The 19,051-nt window shown below is 38.9% G+C and carries 23 protein-coding genes; 16 read left to right on the forward strand and 7 right to left on the reverse strand.

Going from position 1 to position 19,051, the window contains the following annotated elements; translation table 11 throughout:
• The coding region (locus tag ACE1AT_RS20290) for a CoA-binding protein (protein WP_374871611.1) at positions 1-143 on the reverse strand (143 nt) is incomplete at its 3' end.
• A gap of 289 nt (positions 144-432) precedes the next feature.
• Here ACE1AT_RS20290 and ACE1AT_RS20295 point away from each other — a divergent pair.
• The 11 genes from ACE1AT_RS20295 (at position 433) to ACE1AT_RS20345 (ending at position 12,494) form a co-directional block, all read left to right on the forward strand.
• A complete protein-coding gene (locus ACE1AT_RS20295) occupies positions 433-681 on the forward strand; it encodes a helix-turn-helix transcriptional regulator (protein WP_131121514.1) in 249 nt (82 codons plus the stop codon).
• 35 nt (positions 682-716) lie between these two features.
• Entirely contained in the window at positions 717-4,121 is a 3,405-nt protein-coding gene (locus tag ACE1AT_RS20300) for a helicase-related protein (protein ID WP_374871577.1), read from the forward strand.
• A 3-nt stretch (positions 4,122-4,124) separates the two neighbouring features.
• Positions 4,125-5,258 carry a type IIL restriction-modification enzyme MmeI gene (locus tag ACE1AT_RS20305; RefSeq protein ID WP_207391038.1) on the forward strand — a complete coding sequence of 378 codons (1,134 nt, stop codon included), beginning with the start codon at positions 4,125-4,127 and terminating at the stop codon, positions 5,256-5,258.
• Positions 5,228-6,742: an Eco57I restriction-modification methylase domain-containing protein gene (locus ACE1AT_RS20310; RefSeq protein ID WP_374871579.1), complete on the forward strand. Its 1,515-nt coding sequence runs from the start codon at positions 5,228-5,230 to the stop codon at positions 6,740-6,742. The genes ACE1AT_RS20305 and ACE1AT_RS20310 overlap by 31 nt, the downstream gene beginning before the upstream one ends.
• 6 nt (positions 6,743-6,748) lie before the next feature.
• Positions 6,749-7,408 carry a hypothetical protein gene (locus ACE1AT_RS20315; RefSeq protein WP_374871581.1) on the forward strand — a complete coding sequence of 220 codons (660 nt, stop codon included), beginning with the start codon at positions 6,749-6,751 and terminating at the stop codon, positions 7,406-7,408.
• The gene (locus ACE1AT_RS20320; RefSeq protein ID WP_374871613.1) at positions 7,408-7,554 is read left to right on the forward strand and encodes a hypothetical protein; all 147 of its coding nucleotides are present in this window, start codon (positions 7,408-7,410) and stop codon (positions 7,552-7,554) included. Before ACE1AT_RS20315 ends, ACE1AT_RS20320 begins: the two co-directional genes overlap by 1 nt.
• Before the next feature lie 163 nt (positions 7,555-7,717).
• Positions 7,718-8,524, forward strand: a complete 807-nt coding sequence (locus tag ACE1AT_RS20325; protein ID WP_374871583.1) for an exonuclease domain-containing protein — start codon at positions 7,718-7,720, stop codon at positions 8,522-8,524.
• A gap of 172 nt (positions 8,525-8,696) precedes the next feature.
• Positions 8,697-9,119, forward strand: coding sequence for an EVE domain-containing protein (locus ACE1AT_RS20330; protein WP_374871585.1), 423 nt, complete (start codon positions 8,697-8,699; stop codon positions 9,117-9,119).
• 192 nt (positions 9,120-9,311) lie between these two features.
• On the forward strand, positions 9,312-9,914 hold the full coding sequence (locus ACE1AT_RS20335; protein ID WP_374871586.1) for a hypothetical protein: 603 nt from the start codon (positions 9,312-9,314) through the stop codon (positions 9,912-9,914).
• A gap of 143 nt (positions 9,915-10,057) precedes the next feature.
• Positions 10,058-10,879 (forward strand): DUF559 domain-containing protein, encoded by an 822-nt coding sequence (locus ACE1AT_RS20340; protein WP_374871588.1) that lies wholly within the window; start codon positions 10,058-10,060, stop codon positions 10,877-10,879.
• A gap of 1,216 nt (positions 10,880-12,095) precedes the next feature.
• Positions 12,096-12,494 (forward strand): hypothetical protein, encoded by a 399-nt coding sequence (locus tag ACE1AT_RS20345; protein ID WP_017307374.1) that lies wholly within the window; start codon positions 12,096-12,098, stop codon positions 12,492-12,494.
• Positions 12,495-12,570: 76 nt separating this feature from the next.
• On the opposite strand, the gene ACE1AT_RS20350 is transcribed toward ACE1AT_RS20345, so the two are convergent.
• Both ACE1AT_RS20350 and ACE1AT_RS20355 read right to left on the reverse strand, forming a co-directional pair.
• Positions 12,571-13,167: a hypothetical protein gene (locus tag ACE1AT_RS20350; protein ID WP_374871591.1), complete on the reverse strand. Its 597-nt coding sequence runs from the start codon at positions 13,165-13,167 to the stop codon at positions 12,571-12,573.
• Positions 13,168-13,178: 11 nt separating this feature from the next.
• The gene (locus ACE1AT_RS20355; protein WP_374871593.1) at positions 13,179-13,625 is read right to left on the reverse strand and encodes a hypothetical protein; all 447 of its coding nucleotides are present in this window, start codon (positions 13,623-13,625) and stop codon (positions 13,179-13,181) included.
• 125 nt (positions 13,626-13,750) lie between these two features.
• Between ACE1AT_RS20355 and ACE1AT_RS20360 the strand changes: the two genes are divergently transcribed.
• From ACE1AT_RS20360 to ACE1AT_RS20375, 4 genes are all read left to right on the forward strand, one after another.
• Positions 13,751-15,073 (forward strand): pentapeptide repeat-containing protein, encoded by a 1,323-nt coding sequence (locus tag ACE1AT_RS20360; RefSeq protein WP_374871595.1) that lies wholly within the window; start codon positions 13,751-13,753, stop codon positions 15,071-15,073.
• A gap of 41 nt (positions 15,074-15,114) precedes the next feature.
• Positions 15,115-16,209 carry a pentapeptide repeat-containing protein gene (locus tag ACE1AT_RS20365; protein ID WP_374871597.1) on the forward strand — a complete coding sequence of 365 codons (1,095 nt, stop codon included), beginning with the start codon at positions 15,115-15,117 and terminating at the stop codon, positions 16,207-16,209.
• Between the two features lie 4 nt (positions 16,210-16,213).
• A complete protein-coding gene (locus ACE1AT_RS20370; RefSeq protein ID WP_374871599.1) occupies positions 16,214-16,537 on the forward strand; it encodes a hypothetical protein in 324 nt (107 codons plus the stop codon).
• 165 nt (positions 16,538-16,702) lie between these two features.
• Entirely contained in the window at positions 16,703-17,230 is a 528-nt protein-coding gene (locus ACE1AT_RS20375) for a hypothetical protein (protein ID WP_374871601.1), read from the forward strand.
• 95 nt (positions 17,231-17,325) lie between these two features.
• Here ACE1AT_RS20375 and ACE1AT_RS20380 read toward each other — a convergent pair whose 3' ends face one another.
• The 3 genes from ACE1AT_RS20380 to ACE1AT_RS20390 all read right to left on the reverse strand — a co-directional run bounded on the left by ACE1AT_RS20380 (position 17,326) and on the right by ACE1AT_RS20390 (position 18,193).
• Complete coding sequence (locus ACE1AT_RS20380) at positions 17,326-17,652, reverse strand: hypothetical protein (RefSeq protein ID WP_374871603.1); 327 nt, start codon at positions 17,650-17,652, stop codon at positions 17,326-17,328.
• Positions 17,653-17,716: 64 nt separating this feature from the next.
• Positions 17,717-17,908 carry a hypothetical protein gene (locus ACE1AT_RS20385; RefSeq protein WP_374871604.1) on the reverse strand — a complete coding sequence of 64 codons (192 nt, stop codon included), beginning with the start codon at positions 17,906-17,908 and terminating at the stop codon, positions 17,717-17,719.
• Positions 17,909-17,986: 78 nt separating this feature from the next.
• Positions 17,987-18,193, reverse strand: coding sequence for a hypothetical protein (locus ACE1AT_RS20390; protein ID WP_374871605.1), 207 nt, complete (start codon positions 18,191-18,193; stop codon positions 17,987-17,989).
• Positions 18,194-18,289: 96 nt separating this feature from the next.
• Here ACE1AT_RS20390 and ACE1AT_RS20395 point away from each other — a divergent pair, with 96 nt between their 5' ends.
• Positions 18,290-18,709, forward strand: a complete 420-nt coding sequence (locus tag ACE1AT_RS20395) for a hypothetical protein (protein WP_374871607.1) — start codon at positions 18,290-18,292, stop codon at positions 18,707-18,709.
• 12 nt (positions 18,710-18,721) lie between these two features.
• On the opposite strand, the gene ACE1AT_RS20400 is transcribed toward ACE1AT_RS20395, so the two are convergent.
• Complete coding sequence (locus tag ACE1AT_RS20400; RefSeq protein ID WP_374871609.1) at positions 18,722-18,964, reverse strand: hypothetical protein; 243 nt, start codon at positions 18,962-18,964, stop codon at positions 18,722-18,724.
• Between the last annotated feature and the right edge of the window lie 87 nt (positions 18,965-19,051).

Here is a 19,051-nt window from a genome sequence, read left to right on the forward strand (position 1 = left end):
ACGGTATAGCCTACACTCCGCAAAAATTGGGCGATTTGATAACTGGTGCGCTCATGTGTATCAGAATGACCAACAACGGCGATGACTTTGGCATGAGTCAACACGTTACGCATGGCGCTGTCGTTTTCTTTGAGGAGAGGCATATAGCGGTTCTCAGTTGGGTGTTACTGAAAATGGTAGGTCACAAATTACTATTGGGTGCGATCGCTCCTCGGTTGTGGGGGTGGGCGATCACACTCCCTAGCAACTTTTTCTCTAAGAACTTAAGTTCAACATCACTTAAAAAATTCCCTTAATTAAAGCAATAAATTTTACTCCAAAAACACAAATCAAGGGTATTCACTGATGAATACTTCAATTTCGCATGGTTAATATGTAGCAAATAATATAGCATCCGCTACTTAAGCTAGTGGGTTAAGTTTCTTTCATTAAATGACTATCAAAAAACCCTTGGCTATCAATCAGCCAGAGGTGGGGCAGATCATTCGTGATCTGCGGCTTTTGGCTGGACTAACGCAAGAACAGCTTGCAGCTTCTCTAGGCGTTACTTATTCCACGATTAACCGTTGGGAGAATGGACGCTCAACGCCGTCGCCCTTGGCGATGGAGAAGATTGAGGGAATGTTGGAAAAGATGGGCGACGAGGGTCAGGATTTGTTGGAGCGTTACTTAAAGAAGTAGCAAGAAAGCAAACAGGTTAACTAAAGGAATTTAGAATGCCACGCATTTTTGACAATATAAATGAACGTTTGCTAGACGCACTTAACAAGACGCTCAAAGTCTCGAATCGTTCTGATTTTTGTGTGGGCTATTTTAACCTTAGAGGGTGGCAACAAATTGACACGCTAATTGAACATTATGCAGGTCATGAAGGGGCTTGCTGTCGGCTTTTGGTTGGAATGCAAAAGCTTCCTAAAGATGAACTGTACAAAACCTTAGCTTTGGGAGCATCTAAAAAACCAATTGACCAAGGGGAAGTAACTCGATTGAGAAAAAGGGTTGCTCAAGAATTCCGTCAGCAACTTATGATGGGGATACCAAGCAATGCTGATGAGAAAGGGTTACAAAGACTAAAACAGCAGCTGATATCAAAAAAGCTGATAGTAAAACTTTACCTACGTCATCTCCTTCATGCCAAACTCTACATTATTCCTCAAAATCACTATAATCTTCCGGCAGTTGGATTTTTAGGCAGTAGTAATTTAACTTTCTCAGGTCTTTCTGGACAGGGAGAACTGAATATTGATGTTACAGACCATGATGCTACTAAAAAGCTGCAAGATTGGTTTGATGAGCGTTGGGAAGACAAGTTTTGCTTAGATATTTCTCAAGAATTGTCTGAAATTATTGATGAAAGCTGGGCAAGGGAGCAGTTAATACCGCCATATTACATCTATTTGAAAATGGCTTACCATTTGTCTCAAGAGGCGCGAGACGGTTTAAGTCAATATCAAGTTCCATCTGATTTTAAACTGCTTAAATTTCAAGAAGCGGCAGTACGCATTGCTGCTCACCGTGTAAACAAGCGTGGTGGTGTAATGGTGGGTGATGTAGTTGGTTTAGGAAAAACCTTAGTCGGTACTGCGATCGCTAAAATCTGCGAAGAAGATTTTGGAGTCAGCACCTTAATCATCTGCCCAAAAAACTTAGTCTCTATGTGGCAGAACTATGTTGAGCAATATGGACTAAGGGGCAAAGTCATGTCCATTAGTCGAGTTAGCAAGGAACTAGCAAATGTTCCGGCACGTTTTCGGTTGGTGCTAATTGATGAAAGTCATAACTTGCGAAATCGTACAGGACAAAGGTATGCAGATATTAAAGAATATATAGAACAAAGTGGAAGTCGCTGCATTTTGCTGACTGCTACTCCCTACAATAAAACATATTTAGACCTGTCATCACAATTACGCTTGTTTGTTCCTGAAAGCAAGGATATAGGTATTAAGCCTGAAGCTTTAATTCGAGAACTTGGTAATGAAAATGAGTTCAAGTGTCAGTATTCACAAACACCAGTTCGCTCTTTAGCTGCTTTTGAAAAAAGTAGAAACCCGGAAGACTGGCAGCAACTAATGAGTCTCTTTATGGTACGCCGGACTCGTAGTTTTATCAAAGATAATTATTCTAAAACTGACTTGCAAACAGGTCGTAAATATCTAGAGTTCCCTGATGGAACTCGTTCTTATTTCCCTACTCGCATCCCCAAGACAGCTAACTTTGCTATTGGTGGTATAGCATCAGACCCTTATGCACGACTTTACTCAGATGATGTAGTAGACGTTATTAATTCCCTCAATCTACCTCGATATGGACTAGGTAACTATGCGATCGCTAAACCTAAGCTGCCACTCACCCCAGAAGAACAGCGCATATTAGATGGGCTATCACGGGCTGGAAGGCGATTGATGGGTTTTTGTCAGACTAATTTATTCAAGCGATTAGAAAGCAGTGGTGTTGCTTTTATCCAATCATTAGAGCGTCATATTTTACGCAATTATGTTTATCTTCATGCTATTGAGCAAGGTGAAGATATACCCATTGGTACACAGGATGCAGATTTATTAGACACTAGCAATAGTGATGAAGATGCTGATTCAGTTGCTGTCTTGAATGCAGATTTAGAATCCCAAGATGATGATAGTCAGGATGATCCTGAATTAACAGCATTAACATCTATAGAGCAAAAAGAAACTGATTATAAACAAAAGGCAGCATCAGTATATCAACTATATAAAATTCATTATCGCAAGCGTTTTAAGTGGTTGCGCCCTAATTTATTTAGAAAAGATTTAAAACGTGACCTGATTGCTGATGCTCAAGCTTTAATTGGTGTACTAAACCAATGTGGAAATTGGGACTCTACCAAAGACAAGAAATTAGGAGCTTTATTGCAGTTAATACAAAAGGAATATCCCAACGAAAAAATATTAATTTTTACCCAGTTCGCTGATACTGCTCGTTATTTAGAACAAGCATTAGGAAATAGAAACATTCCCCAAGTGGCAACGGCAACAGGTAGTTCTGCTGACCCTACTGCTATTGCTTGGTGTTTTAGCCCTAAAAGTAATGGTAAAGCCATTCCACCAGAAAAAGAGTTAAGGGTTTTAATTGCCACTGATGTACTGAGTGAAGGACAAAACCTGCAAGATTGTCGCATTATTTTGAACTATGACCTCCCTTGGGCAATCATCCGGCTTATTCAAAGGGCTGGACGGGTTGACAGAATTGGTCAGCAGGCAGAAGAAATTCTTTGCTACTCATTTTTACCAGCAGATGGAGTAGAGCAATTAATCAACCTACGTGGAAGGTTACGCCAACGCTTGCAAGAAAATGCAGACGTAGTAGGAACAGATGAAGCGTTCTTTGAGGATAGTGCAGACCAGGCAATTGTAGACCTTTACCATGAAAAGTCGGGAATTTTGGATGAAGAAGATGATGGTGAAGTTGATCTGACTTCTGAAGCTCTACAAATCTGGCAAAACGCTGTTGATGCTGACCCATCACTGAAAAAGACAATTGAGCAAATGCCCAATGTGGTTTATTCCACTCGCCACCATCAGCCCGATGAAAATAACCCAGAGGGTGTACTAATGTATCTGCGAACAGCAGACGGGACAGATGCTCTATCCTGGGTAGATAAGGATGGTAAGAGTGTTACCCAATCCCAAATGCGGATTCTCAAAATAGCAAGGTGTAACAGGGATACTCCCGCCATTGAACGATATCTACAACATCATGATTTGGTAAATAAGGGTTCTAATCTGATTATTGAGCAACAAAAAAGTAGCGGCGGTCAGTTAGGGAGTCCCAGAAGCGCCCGTGCTAGAACTTATGAACGACTTAGCCACCATATACAAAAAGTAGAAAAAGAAACCCCACTGTTGGCATTAACACAGGATTGGCCAACGTTGTTGAAAGCTGTTGAAGAAATTTATCGCTATCCATTGCGTGAAACAGCCATGACTAAACTCAACCGTCAGTTAAAAAGTGGGATAACTGACGAACAGCTTGCGGCTATGGTTGTATCTCTGCGAGACGATGACACGCTTTGTGTCATTAACCCAGAAGATGAGCTACGGGAAGCTCAAATCATTTGTTCATTAGGGCTATTCCAGGGGGTATAAACTATGAAAATCAACCAAAAGCAAGTGCGGAACTATCTCAAAAATTTTGATTTCCTTTCTCTATTTATTGAAGAACTTGGTTGGAATAATGCTGATATTGCCCCCATATTTCTAGCAGTCAATAACAATGACTATAACTTAGAAGCGATCGCGCAAAAGTGTGGCATGGTTGTTTACCACTGCCAGGGTAATGCAAATATACCTGACCATGCGACCCGCCGCAAAATAGACAAGGAGATTACCAAATATACTCGTGAACATTTAATTATCTACACTGACTCAGCACAGCAAGAGCAAGTGTGGCAGTGGGTACGCAGAGAAAAAAATAAACCATTAGCTAGTCGTGAGCAACGCTTTCACATTAATCAATCTGGTGATTTACTCCTACAAAAGCTAGAAACCTTGGCATTTTCTCTAGAAGAAGAGGAATCATTAACGTTACCAGAAGTCACAGGACGCGCTCGGAGAGCTTTTGATGTAGATAGAGTAACTAAAAAGTTCTACGAAGATTTCAAAAAGCAACACGCTGATTTTATCGAATTTATTGATGGTATTAATTCAGCATCAGATAAAGAATGGTATACATCATTAATGCTCAATCGCTTGATGTTCATATACTTCATGCAGAAAAAGAAGTTTTTGGATGGCAATCCTGATTATCTCTGTGATAGGTTGAGAAAATGTCAAGAAGAACATGGTAGAGATTCGTTCCATACGTTTTATCGCTACTTTCTTCTCAGATTGTGCCATGAAGGTTTAGGTAAACCAGAACGTACACCTGAACTTGAGAAACTGCTAGGTAAAGTACCCTATCTCAACGGTGGTTTGTTTGAAATCCACCCACTAGAAGTTATTAACCCTAATATCCACATTTTAGACAAAGCGTTTGAAAATATCTTCGACTTCTTTGACAGCTACGATTGGCATTTGGACGACCGCCCTCTACGCAGTCAAAAAGAAATTAATCCAGATGTGCTTGGTTACATCTTTGAGAAGTACACCAACCAAAAACAAATGGGTGCTTATTACACCAAAGAAGATATTACTGAATACATCAGCAAAAACTGTATTATTCCCTTCATTTTTGAAACAGTAGAGAGTCACATATGCAATTCCTATTCCAGCAAGACGGCATAGCTTGGAAACTCCTGCGTGAAGACCCCGACCGTTACATCTACGAACCAGTCCTCAAAGGTGTAAACCTCCAGCTACCAAAAGATATTGAGGCTGGCATTAATGATGTCTCCAAACGCAATGATTGGAACAAACCTGCTCAATCAGATTATGCACTACCTACAGAAACATGGCGTGAACACATAGCTCGTCGTCAAAAATGTTTAGAGCTACGGCAGAAGATAGCTGATGGGAAAATTAACTCAGCTAATGACTTAATCACTTACAACCTCAATATGCGCCAGTTGGCTCAGGATGTCATTGAAAACTGCTATGACCCAGAGCTTGTATGGGCATTTTATAAGGCTATTACAAAAATTACTTTACTTGACCCAACCTGTGGCTCAGGAGCATTTTTATTTGCTGCCCTTAATATTTTAGAACCATTGTATGAAGCTTGCCTTGAGCAAATGCAAATTTTCTTAGATGAGGGCTTTGTTCCTGCTAATAAAAATGCTGCTCAAACTCTAGAAAATTTTAAAGAAGTTCTTGCACAAATAAATTTACACGCCAACCGAAAATACTTCATTCTTAAAAGCATTATTATTAATAATCTGTATGGTGTAGACATCATGCAGGAAGCAACTGAAATATGTAAGTTGCGTTTGTACCTCAAACTCGCCTCTCAAATTGAAGCTGACTATAAAAAGCCCAATATAGGTATTGAACCATTACCAGACATTGATTTTAATATTCGTGCTGGAAATACTTTAGTTGGTTTTACTTCACTAGATGAAGTTAGAGAAGCTGTTAATAAAGAAAACTCTGGGCAGTTAAAGCTAGTATTTGATGACAGTATAGTTAAAAGCATTGAAGCAAAAGCCCAGAAAGTTGATAAAATCTTTCAAGAATTTCGCAGATTACAAGTTTTTGCACAGATTGACGGTAGTGCTATTAATAGTAAAAAATCTGAACTGTATACCAATGTACACGAGTTAAGGGCAGAACTTGATAAATATTTGTCTAATGAGTATGAAATGGGACTATCTCAACAATCGGCGCGTTTTAAAAGATGGAAAGATAGTCATCAGCCCTTCCACTGGTTTATTGAATTTTATGGAATTATGAAACGGGGTGGATTTGATGTTATTATCGGAAACCCTCCATATCTTGAACAAAGGCAAATTAGCTATTCTCCTAATACTTTTAAATGCAGTAATACTAAAGCTGTACATGCCATGTGTATAGAGCGCAGTTTACAAGTTCTATCAACTAATGGAATGATGAGCATGATATTGCCTCTATCAATTGTGTCTACACAAAGAATGAGAGTTGTACAAGAACTTTTAGAAGATAAACGAAATGCTTGGTATGCGAATTATTCATGGCGACCTGCAAAACTCTTTGATACTGTAAATCGAGCATTAACAATTTTTACTGTTACATCTTCTTCAGAAGAAAAAACTTTCACGACAAGCTATCAAAAATGGACTTCAGATAGCCGATAAGGACTCATGTTTAAAATTAATTATATGGAGGTTCAGCACCAAAGACCCGCTTTTTGGATACCAAAGATAGGAGATGAAATTGAATCTTCAGTATTGAAAAAATGCCTTATTATAAAAACTTTATTAAAAGATTTCGCAGCAAATAGTAATTATCGCGTCTATTACAGAACTACAGGTGGACTGTACTGGAAAGTTTTTACTGATTTCGCACCTGTATTCAATGTTAATAATGTTCAGGGACATTCCACGCGAGAAACTTCGTTCACATTATTAAAGCCAGAGATAATAAGACCAGTAATTGCAGTTCTTAGCAGCAATACATTTTGGTGGTGGTACACAGTTACTTCAAATTGCCGTGATTTAAACCCTTATGATATTCAAAACTTCCCAATTCCAATTTCTACCTTATCTGATAAAAAACTTGTGTTTCTTGCTTCAAGATATATAACTGATTTAAAAAAAAATAGCACAATGCAAGTACGAAACCAACAACAAACAGGTATAACCGAAACTCAATCTTTCAAAATTCAGAAATCCAAACCCATTCTTGACGATATAGACCGTGTTCTTGCCCAACACTATGGTTTTACTGATGAAGAGCTAGATTTCATTATTAACTATGATATTAAATATCGCATGGGACGTGATAATGAGGATGAGGAATGATGAGTAATTACAATTCTCTAGTTTTAGGGCTTCAAAGAGATGTACTAGATTCATCAATATCTGTTCTTGATATTATGAGTAAAGCAAGTCTTGTGGCGAAAAAACTGAATGTAACACAGTTTCAAAACTGGATTTATTCTGAGTGAAAAGGCTATTTTCAGGAGAAGTCAATACCAAATTATCGAAGTGAAGTAGCAAACAAGTATGAGCGCTTGTATTATGCGATGCGTGAAATTAAGGATGTCAATTAGTTAATTACAGAGCGACATTTAAGTTGAGAAAAAATTGTATTTCCTAAAGGAAAATCACATGAATATAAACCTAAAACGTCCATTAGCATTTATTGATTTAGAAACAACAGGAAAAGATATAGCCAAAGACCGGATTGTTCAAATCGCAATACTAAAGGTCTTCCCTGATGGTAGTGAGGATATAAAAGCCTTGATAATTAATCCGACTGTTTCTATTCCTCCTGCTGCATCTAAAGTTCATGGAATTTATGATGAGGATGTTATCAACTCACCTACCTTTGCTCAAGTAGCTCATAACTTGGCAACTTTTATTGGAGACAGCGACATTGGAGGATATAACTCGAATAAGTTTGACATTCCTCTTCTGTTAGGAGAATTTTTCCGCGCTGACATAGATTTTAAGCTTGAGGGAAGAAATCTAATTGACGTACAAACCATATTCCATAAAATGGAACCTCGTAATTTAAAAGCTGCTTACAAGTTCTACTGCAATAAAGATTTAGTTGGCGCTCATGATGCAGCAAATGATATTCGCGCTACCTATGAAGTTTTAAAAGCACAGCTTCAACATTATGAGAATGTAGCTTACGAAGACAACGACGGCAATATATCCTATCCAATACAAAATAACTTAGAGGAACTAAGTAGTTTCACACCTATTAACTTACTCGATCCAACTAATAAAGTGGTCTATGATGACCAAAAAAGGGAGATATTTAATTTTGGTAAGCATGAAGGTAAAACATTATTCCAAGTTTTTTCAAGAGATGAGCCTAGTTATTATGATTGGATGATGAACAAGGGTGATTTTTCTGTTTTTACTAAGAAAGTAATCAAGAAAGTGTGGGAATCGATTCATCAATAAAGGCAATGTGCAGTGTGTAATTACCCCCACCTCAGCCCTTCGTCCAAGCCAAGCATCGGAATGTGCCTCCCTTTTTTCTTAGAGGAAGGAGAACAGGGGGGATAGGAGGCGCGACGTTCAAAGAGAATGAGGAGCGATCGCCCCACCTAATTAAGCTAGGAAATCTACAAAAATGGCATATTGGCTATTTCAAGGCAACCCCAAGTATTACCGCATCATTGAAGGCATCCGCGACTTTGAGCAGATGCCTTGGCTAGCAACGCGCTATGCCAAAGATATGGTTGCTGGTGATGGGGTGCTGATTTGGAAATCTGGGGATAAGGCGGGGATATATGCCATCGCAGAAATTATTGAGTCCCCCAAGATCATCAACAACCCTCCTGATATTGGCTATTGGATTGATACCAGTCGCATTGGTGTTAAACCTTGCGCCAAGATTCGCTTTACCAGCAAATTGTTAGAAAAGCCACTGCTACGCGAAGACCTCAAGCTTGATCCTGTGTTAAAAAGCTTGATGGTAATTCGTCAGCCTAACTGTACAAACTACAAGGTGACACAACAACAGTGGCAACGTGTACATGAACTGAAAGGTTAGCAACTCTCTTTACTCAATAACAGAAGACACTTACGTTTACATATAGCAATCTGATTTGATTAATGAATTTACTCGTGGAGGCAGGCAATAGGCAATAGGCAATAGGGAAAGAAAGAAAAAAAAGGAAGCTAGATGTGTACTGAGTTTTGTTCAAAAATCAAATAGGAATCCTATAGATTATAGGTAAAAATAATGTTCAATCAATTTAAACTATTAATCAAATCTATCAAGCTTATATTAGCAATACTTATATTATTTAATTTGACAAGTTGTTATTCAACTGAAAACTGTCAGTCTCTAGATAATTTATATGAAAGATCAGAATGTGAAAGAAATATACAAGAAAAGTCACAAGTGGAAGTGTTAACTAATTTGTTTTCTTTCGGTTTTATTGGAATGATTTTCTACTTATTAGCAATCAAGTCTCCAGGTTTTTTGAGGTTTACTCATTCTGCTCTAAAAACGGCAGATGTATTGCTAGAAGGACAGTCTAAAGAACCTGTACAAGCTGCATTAGATGAACTACTAAAATTAACAGGAGCTTATTTTGATGGTTACAAAAATATTTTTCAAGAAGTACGTCCTCAAGATAAACATCGTATAAAAGAATTATGTGAATTTATTTTAAAACAAGAAAATTTTGAAGAAAAAGTAGAAATTCTCAATGCTTTAGCTACAAGTTTAGAGGAACAGGAAAAAGATAGTTCAACAATATCTAAGTTACGTAAAATGGCTGAAGAGCAAAGGATTCTTGGTCAATCCATTAGCGACCTCTTGAAAAGAGCTACAGCTTAAAAAGACTCTTTAATAAAGTAGAAAATAAAGTAATTTAATTAGTTTTGTATTTTCACATTTGAGAACGTTTTACAAGATTGCATAACAGGAATGGCAGCGATCGCAATTTTTTAAACATAACTAATTTATTTAGTAAAACTCCAATGGTAAATACTCGCAATCTCAGTGATGAATATTGTCCGGCTCGTATCTATAAATCTATTCATGAGCCAACTTGTTATCATCCAAGGTTCACTGATCAAGATTTAGGTAAACCATCTAAACCTATTGAGCCAAAACGAACTGAAGTCGAAAATTGGATGCCTGTTGGATGGACAATTTTTCTGGGTTTATTCTTGTTAATACCGGGTATTAATATTCTAGCTATATTCGGGTTGATAGGTTTATGGGTATGGGCTTACACATCTGAATATCCCAAATATGTAATCAAAACTCAGCAAGCAGAGAAAAAATATCAAGAAGATTTACTAACCTACAGAAAGGACATAGACTACTATAATAATGTTGCTTTACCTGAATGGATAAAAGCAAAACCTCATATTTTAGAAAAAAAGACTCAAGAATGGTTAAAAAATGGTGCTATTTATGATGTAATTGAATCTCAAGGGTGGCAAGCTTTATCTGATGAAGAAGTACAAGAAAACCGTGATAATGGATATATTGGCATAGGGGAAGATGAAATAGTGAAGGCGCTGAAATCTACAAGTATGCTGGTTTGCCATCAAGTAAGTATTGAAAGTTTTTACACAGCAGATATAGTTGCTTTTAATCATAAAACAGGAAAGATTTGTGTTGTGGAAATAGATGGATCACATCACTGGCTGAAAGAAGAGCAGATTCAGAAAGATGAACGACGGATGAAAAGTTTAGCCAATCAAGGTATCCCAACTATCAGATTTAAAAACTTTTTTGCTCAAAATAATCCAAGACAGTGCATTACTCATATTCAAAAGCTGCTTGCTTAAATTTTGATATTTTGCAATTGTTCGCATAGCCCACCCAATTTTAAAAGTCTACCTACCAGCAGATGAACTATTCACCAGGACTAAAGGCACACCCTGTTCTTGGGTGAAAAGTGAAGAACAATCAATTTTTTACTAAAAAAAAGTAAGAGTTAGGTGTGAATAAATGAATAGTAAATGCTATTTATGTGGTGTTACTGTATTGGTATTTTGCTTATCTCTCTCAAGCTGCCAATTTGAGTCTGAAAAGGCTTGGCATGAAAGAAAGTGCCAAGAATTATCTCAAAAAATTGGATTGAACTACCAGCCTGTTACTGTCTACGGAAGATTAGCTTGTTCAAGTAAGGATAGCGTTAATGATGGGAGCATTGTTATAACGGGCAATACTATCTTTCTTGATAAGCCATAAGAGGCTATTTATAAAGTAAATCTAAACTAAGGCGCGATCGCACTCCGCCAGGTCGATGTCTGCGGTAATGATATCAGTGCGGCGGCTAAGGTAAGGCAGTAATGGTTTAGTAATGTGCTTTGTTTCAATACATTTGTATATCTTTATGGCAAAAATCAGGAAGATGGATTTGTACTGATGGAGAGTCCGTCTGGCCGTGTAATGGCCCTGGGAAGAACTAGTAATTGGGGTAACTCAGTATCGTTACATTTGAAAATTTGGCAAATTGAGATGCCCCCCAATCATATTTAACAGTTATCAGTTATCAGTTATCAGTTATCAGTTATCAGTAAAGAGTGATGTATTTATTCTTGGGTTTAAGTCCCCCACCAATTAACAGTTATCAGTTATTAGTTATCAGTTATCAGTAAAGAGTAGTGTATTTATTCTTGGGTTTATGATAACTGATAACTGTTCACTGTTCACTGATTTAAGTCCCCCACCATACGCCGTGATAACTGATAACTGTTCACTGATTTAAGCGTGCGTCTGTGTTGAGTCTTCATGCCACAGTTACGGCAGAAGAGAAATTTTGAACTTTCCACGATTAACACCTTGTATAGATTACATATTTAGGATTCCCGCTAACAGTGAGGGCGATCGCTACTCTTTTGGCTTCTTTAATTAGCTTCTAATTTTCCGGCTTGTAACCAATCTTCATATTATGGCTGTTGAGGGGCTTGAGTTTGGCATGTTCATATTTGCTGTAGGATAATATTATTAAAGAAAGAGCAGCGAGGCTTTAATATCTGCTAAAAAAGAGAGGATATTATGAGCGCAAGAGCAGATTTTCAAGTTTTATCATTTAACGAGCATCTTGGTGATAACCAAGGAGATATTAATACTGACTTCACATTCAAGGGTACATTTTCATCAGCAAAAATTTTTGAAATAAACCAAGAACCATTCAGTTCTGGTTTTGTTCAATACCAAGTTTCTCATGTAGATGAACTATCCCATGAAATTTTGATTAATGGGAAGCCCTTGCCTGGGATCGATGTCCATAGAACTGGACAGGGTAAGCATACTGGCTTACAAACTCATACGGATATCATTCCATCCGACTTCTTTAAAAAAGGTCAAAACACTATCCAGTTTCAAAGAAAAGGTGGAGACAACTTTTTAATTCATCATGTCATTGTCCATTGGCGGGAACTTGACCCATCATAAGTATTCCTGCGATCGCTAAAAAAGGTGAGCAACTATGCCCACCTCAAAACATTGAAATGTCTGCGCCCTTCTTTGGTCACGATGCTTGTGGATATTGTTGCAACAGTTCAGGGTTTTGTTCTACTAGTTGACGCAGGTGTTGTAGTTTTTCTACTTGCCAAAACTCTAGTTCTTTAGACTTTAAGCTTAGTAATTTGTGAATAGAAGCAATAACTTCTGTCCGCTTCCAACCGTTCCAGACATGGATGTTAATTAATCTCTCCAGGCTATCTCTATAATCGCAACAGAAAAAAGTGCCGAAGTGGTCAACCCATTCAGTGACAATAATTTCTTCTTCAGAGTGAGTATTATTATCAAACCTAGTGTAGACTTTCCAAATCTCATCTCCTGTTAAAAGAGAATATTTTGTTGTTGCTTCTAGTTCCAAAAACTCACCTTCAGTTAATGGTGTTCTTGGCACTATCTCAATGTCATAAACAAGATGAGGTGTTTTGTAAATTCTACTCCTCGTTTCAGCTGGTTCTCTGTGAGTAACTAAAACTTTATGACAGTAAGTGCCAAGAATTTTTTCGACTCCAAAGGAAGTACTTGTGCAAAGAGTTAAATCATCTCTGTAATGCTTTTTACCTTGATGCTCACTATAGATTTTTACAAAGACTTGTTTACAAGGCATGTGCTAAACTCCTACTTGGTTTTGATGATCTGACAGAGATATCCTTGTTCACTTGGTATACCTTCTGATTCCGGTGTGCTGATTCCTGCACTTACAGGTTCTATTACTTCCCAAGTCCCCCCATATTCAATTTCATATCTTCTGGCGATACTTTCACAAGTTCCTTTATCTCTTACAATACCTATAAATACAACTTGGTCTATGTTGTACCTTTTCTTCCCACTTTCATCTGTTGTGAATACTTCGCCTGTTTGATTATTTTTCCACACTTGATAGGTTGCCTCTAAAACCACAACCCCAAGCAACACACACACGACTGTACCTGCTCCCGTTGCACATAGAGGAACGGCGGGCGCTAAGGCAGGATTTGCTTTTACCCTATCTATTTTAATGGTGGTAACACAAAATGCGATCGCCACACCAACACTGAAGATTGTTTTAGACTTGAATTTGCTCATCTTTTATCAAGTTCGCCGTAGCCTTTGCCGTAGCCGGAGCCTTCGTCGGAGTCTTCGCCGTAGCCTTCGCCGTAGCCTTCGCCGTAGCCGTAACGTCACTGAGTATCTATATCAGTTGGCGAGGGATGAAAGGAGACGAAAAGCACGCCATGATTCGCAACATCGCTGTTGCTTTTGCAGCTTTTGGCGGGACAAGCTTTCGCAACGCGAATTTAACTGATGCTAATTTCACAAACGCAACGCTCAAAAGCACAGATTTGAGAAAAGCTAATCTGACTCGTACCTGTTTCTACAAAACCAAGAAACTCGATCGCACTCGTCCTGGTTCAACTTACCTGCAAAAGACACAAGTGCGTCAAGTGTTAGTGACAAGATTGGGACAGGATAAGAATTTTGACCGTGACGACTTGCGAGGTGTTAATTTTCAAGCAGTTAACTTGGTAGATGCTAGTTTTATTGGCGCAGATTTAAGTCAAGCTAATTTCCAGGATGCTGATTTATCTAGAGTCAAGCTAGTACAAACACAATTAGACGGAACCGATTTTACAGGTGCAATTCTTACCGGAGCTTACATTGAAGATTGGGGTATTACCAGCGACACAAAATTTGACGGGGTCAGGTGTGAGTACGTTTATATGCGACTTCCTACTAAAGAAAACCCAAACCCTCTTCGCAAACCGGACAACCTACAAGAAGTTTTTGCAGATGGAGAATTTGGTGATTTTATCAAACCCATTGTTGACACCCTTGACCTCTACCACAACCAGGGCGTTGACCCTCGTGCAATTGCGATCGCATTTAAACAACTAGCTGAAAACAATCCAGATGCAGACTTGCGAATTGTTGGAATGGAGGTACGAGGCGAAGATAAGTTTCTGCTTAGAGCTAAAGCCGCAGACGATGCTGATAAGTCTGAATTAAGTGTAGAATATTTTGATTTATATAATCAATATAAAGCTTTACCTAAAGCAGATTTGATATATTTACTGGCACAGAAAGATGGTCAGGTTCAAAGCTTAGAAATAGCATTTAGAGCAGTTACTAGAGGTTTAAAAGAAGTGGCAGAAACTCCTAAAAAACAATCTACCTACAACTTACAAAATGCTCAATTCGCTGGTGGTCTTGTAGACGCAGAGACGGTTCATGCAAATCAAATAGGTGGCAATATTACTAACTACACGTCCGAGCAGAGACAAAACCTTGTAGAAGCAGCTAAAGAAATTGAAGCTCTCCTGCAACACCTACAGCAAAATTACCCCACTACGACTAGTGCTGAAAGAATGACAGTTGTGGCTAAGGCTGTTGAGGAAATTGAAAAGAACTCAACCCTGAAAGCGCGTGTTATTGGTGCATTGAAAGCAGGTGGAACCGAAGCATTAAGAGAATTAGTTGACAATCCTTTAGTTAATATTCTGCTGGCATCTATAGAAGGTTGGCAGGAAGCATAGTAACTCACTTTTGAAAAATGAAGCTGAGGGGTTAGCTGAAGATGGCAAATGAGGAACATCTTGCAATACTCAGGCAGGGAGTAGAAATTTGGAATGAGTGGAGGAAAAAAAATCCTGAAATACAAATAAACTTCATTAAGGCTGACCTCAGCAGAGCTAACCTCAGTGGAGTTAATTTGAGTGGGACTAAGCTTATATGGGCTGACCTTAGTTATACCAATCTCAGCGAGGCAAACCTCAGCAGGGCAGACCTCAGTTATGCTAATCTCAGCAAGGCAGACCTCAGTAGGGCAGACCTCAGCAGAGCTTTCCTTGTAGAGGCTAACTTCAGTGAAGCTAACCTCGTTGTGGCTAACCTCAGCGAGGCAAACCTCAGCAAAGCTAACCTCGTTTTAGCTAACCTCAATGAGGCTGATCTTAGTAGTGCTAACCTTAGTTGCGCTAACCTCAGCGAGGCTAACCTCAGTAAAACTGAGCTTTATATAATTCGAGCATTAGAAACAAATTTCACTGCTGCAAACTTTACAGGAGCTTGCTTAGAAAACTGGCATACTAACAGCGACACCAATCTTACTGATGTGATTTGTGACTATGTTTATCTTCAACGGGGTCAACAAGAGCGCCGCCCCAGTAGTGGCAACTTCGCACCAGGAGAGTTCACTAAACTATTTCAAAAATCCCTAGAAACCGTAGACCTAATTTTCCGCAACGGCATTGACTGGGATGCTTTTGCATACTCCTTCAAAAAAGTAGAAGTTGAAAATCAAGGCGCTCAACTGGATGTTCAAAGCATTGAAAAGAAAGGGGATGGCATTCTTGTAGTCAAGGTTGCTGTTTCTCCTGATGCCGATAAGGCGAAGATACACGGTGACTTCATGCAAAGCTATGAATTTGCACACAAAGTATTAGAGGCACAATATCAAACTAGGCTTGAAGATAAAGATAAAGTAATTAATCAGTTATTTTCTACAATTAATCAACAAAATAAACAACTAGCAGAAACTTCTGGAAAATTTACTATTTATTACCAACCTAACTCCCAAATAGCTGGTGGAATTGTAGATGCTAATATAGTCAACGCAGAGCAGATTGGCGGTAATATTCAAAACACTGACAACCAAGAACACCCAGATTAAGCCTATGCCAGAGTCACAAGACCCCACTCCAGAGCCAGAAGACTCAAAAAAGGTTACTAATAATGACTTACGCAATGCCCAGTTTGGTGGTGGGTTTATCAATGCTGAAAATGTTAACGCCCAGCGTATAGGCGGTGACATTTGGAATTTTTTCTTTGGACAACAGCTAGCACCTGTAGGTAATCCTGCTCGACCAAAAAATGAACGGATACTACTAGCCTCAGTCAAGGAAGAAGTTACAGCACGGTTAAGACAGTCTCTACACAATGCCGTGCTGATTAATTTAAGTAAAGAGTCGCAACCGCAACAGGTGAAGCGACCTTATTAACAGTATTACTAAACTTGAGGAAAATTTACGTAGCATTTTGGCTCCATTCTTAGGGTTGTCAATATCAATTTTGTACGTATTCTTTTTCGGAATAAATTGCGGAATTAGCAAAAAAATAAGGACTATAGAAATAATTAATTTCTCATGTAAAAAAGCAAAAAAAAATTGTTAGGTGAATTATCATTATTTATAATAATACTTTGGGTTATTATTGTATTAATTGGTAAGTTAATTGGTGGTTCTCTTGGTGGAACAGCCTTGGGAATTACTTTTATGTTGATTTTTGTATTGATGGCAGGATTAAATATTTCTGAAATAAGCACAAAGAAAATTCCGAATCAAGGAATTAGGAAATCAGCAATAAATGCTGCATTCTTTGGAATTTGTGGCGTATTAATTAGTCTACTAGTTGTTGGTTTGAGTGGTGGACAGATTGCTGGTTGGTTTATTGGATTAATGTTTTTACCAAATGTTCCGTTAATTTTTTGTTTTAGTGGTGGAGCTAAAAGTCTAGTTCAACACTTCACCCTACGCCTCATTCTCTGCCGCAACGGCTACATCCCTTGGAACTATGCCCGTTTCCTCGACTACTGCACCGAGCGATTATTCCTCCAACGTGTTGGTGGTCGTTACCGCTTCATTCACAAACTGCTGCAAGACCACTTCGCCCAAATGGAGTTTAAGCGAGATTAGTAAAAAAGTCTGGAATTACACCACGCCAAAATGCGCTCGAGCGATCGCGTAGCGGCTTCGTAGGAGCATCGCACTTCTTGTAAAAATAGTTTTCTTCATGCTTCCATTGGGTCTGGTCTTGTGACTCCCAATTCTTGAAGTTTGGTTTTCACATCTTTCCAACAAGTGCCGCAGTAATAGTATTTTTTATCCAAGATATTCGCTAGATAATAACCTTGCTTGCCCCCATTGATTCTAAAAAGCTCAATGGCGACTTTCTTCATCGAAGTACCAAAAGCTGCAAACTCTTCTTCCGGTGACAAATTCGGGGCGTTAAATAAATTAATAAATGGCTCACCATGTTTAAAAGCCCAGCCGTTACCTCGGCGCTGAATAATTTGATAGTAAACAGGACAAAAAACTGCGGTGCTGGAATCTGCCATAATCAAATAAGTTTTAATTTAGAGTAAAACCCCTAGCAGGCTACTAGGGGCTACTAACTATATGTTAGTTATCAACGTTGTCTTGAGAATCTGGCTCGTCTGTAATATCGTCCAGGTCATCTCTGACAACTTCCGAGTCTACGAGGTAAGTTTCCCCCGATACTTCATCCCGCTTTTTCCAAACTCCTTGGATAATGCGGATAAAGACTTTGACCGGGTTCCAAAAACCTCGATGACCGTTACCATTTTTGCTCAATCAATCACCTCCTTTATTTGGTAACTGGGGACACGCAACGTCCCCATATCTATTTTAAACCACTTTTATGCCATAAAATTAACCATTTTTACCAGCATTACTTCTATTTTTAGTAGCAATTAATATTAATTCACCTGAGGCGATCGCATCCAATAATTGACCTGTTGAACCTTCATTATCGTAGATATAACCTAGTATATGCGCGATTTCTTTGAGCTTATCCCCTGTCCCTGGTGCAACCCGTGCGTGTAAATTTACGCGGTCTAATTTCTTCCTTCCTGCCATAAGTGTAAACAATAAATATAAAAAAGTGGTTTACGGATATAGGATAACAAAAACGGGTAGGTGCGTCGCACTCGTGCAAGGAATTAAACTGGTGCTATGCCAAAAATCAAGATGTGCGATCGCTGCTTGTTCTACTCCCATGATCCCCATGTCGTTTGTGCTGTCCATCCCACAGGGCCAGCTAACGACACCTGTCTTGATTTCCGTCCTGACCCCGAACTAGAGGGTAAGCAGTTTGTGGATTTTTTAGGGATTGGCGAGAGCGATGAGGAGCAGTGGGAACCACAAGGGGCGAGGTATATCAATGATGAACTGGTTATAGAGCGTGTGACCTATAACGGCGAGGAAATTATTCAGCCGCCGCAGCGCTGGAGTAGGGAGCAGCAGCTGTATCTTCTGGATAACCACCCCCTATTTACAGGTAAGTGTCCTGCTTGTGGTGCTGCAATGAACCGCGATTACATTTCACGAGTACATTGGGATTGTGAGTGTGGCTGGATGGATGATTCGGTGTAAACAGATTTCTAACTACTGATCTGCTGCTCTATTTTCAATTGGCGGATGTTTAATCTCTCCTTCGCTGTAACCTAAGTCGTACATACTAGCAGCTTGAGAATCATGTTCTGGTGGCACTTTGGGTTGTTTAGCCCAGGCATCAGATTTTCCTAAATTAAACCAATCTTCATCACTCATCCCAGAGCCAAATGTGTTCTGTGTGATTTTTTTGATACAGGCATTTCTACTTGTGTTAAGCGCGTCAGTTTCTTTCATAACTATCCCAGAGCGCTACGAGCCATACATAATGACAATTGTCCTGGTAATATATTACCTCTTCCCCAAGTATGAAGGTCTGGAGAT

Origin of the sequence: Pelatocladus sp. BLCC-F211 (genome assembly GCF_041928655.1) — a bacterium.
Taxonomy (GTDB): Bacteria; Cyanobacteriota; Cyanobacteriia; order Cyanobacteriales; family Nostocaceae; genus Pelatocladus.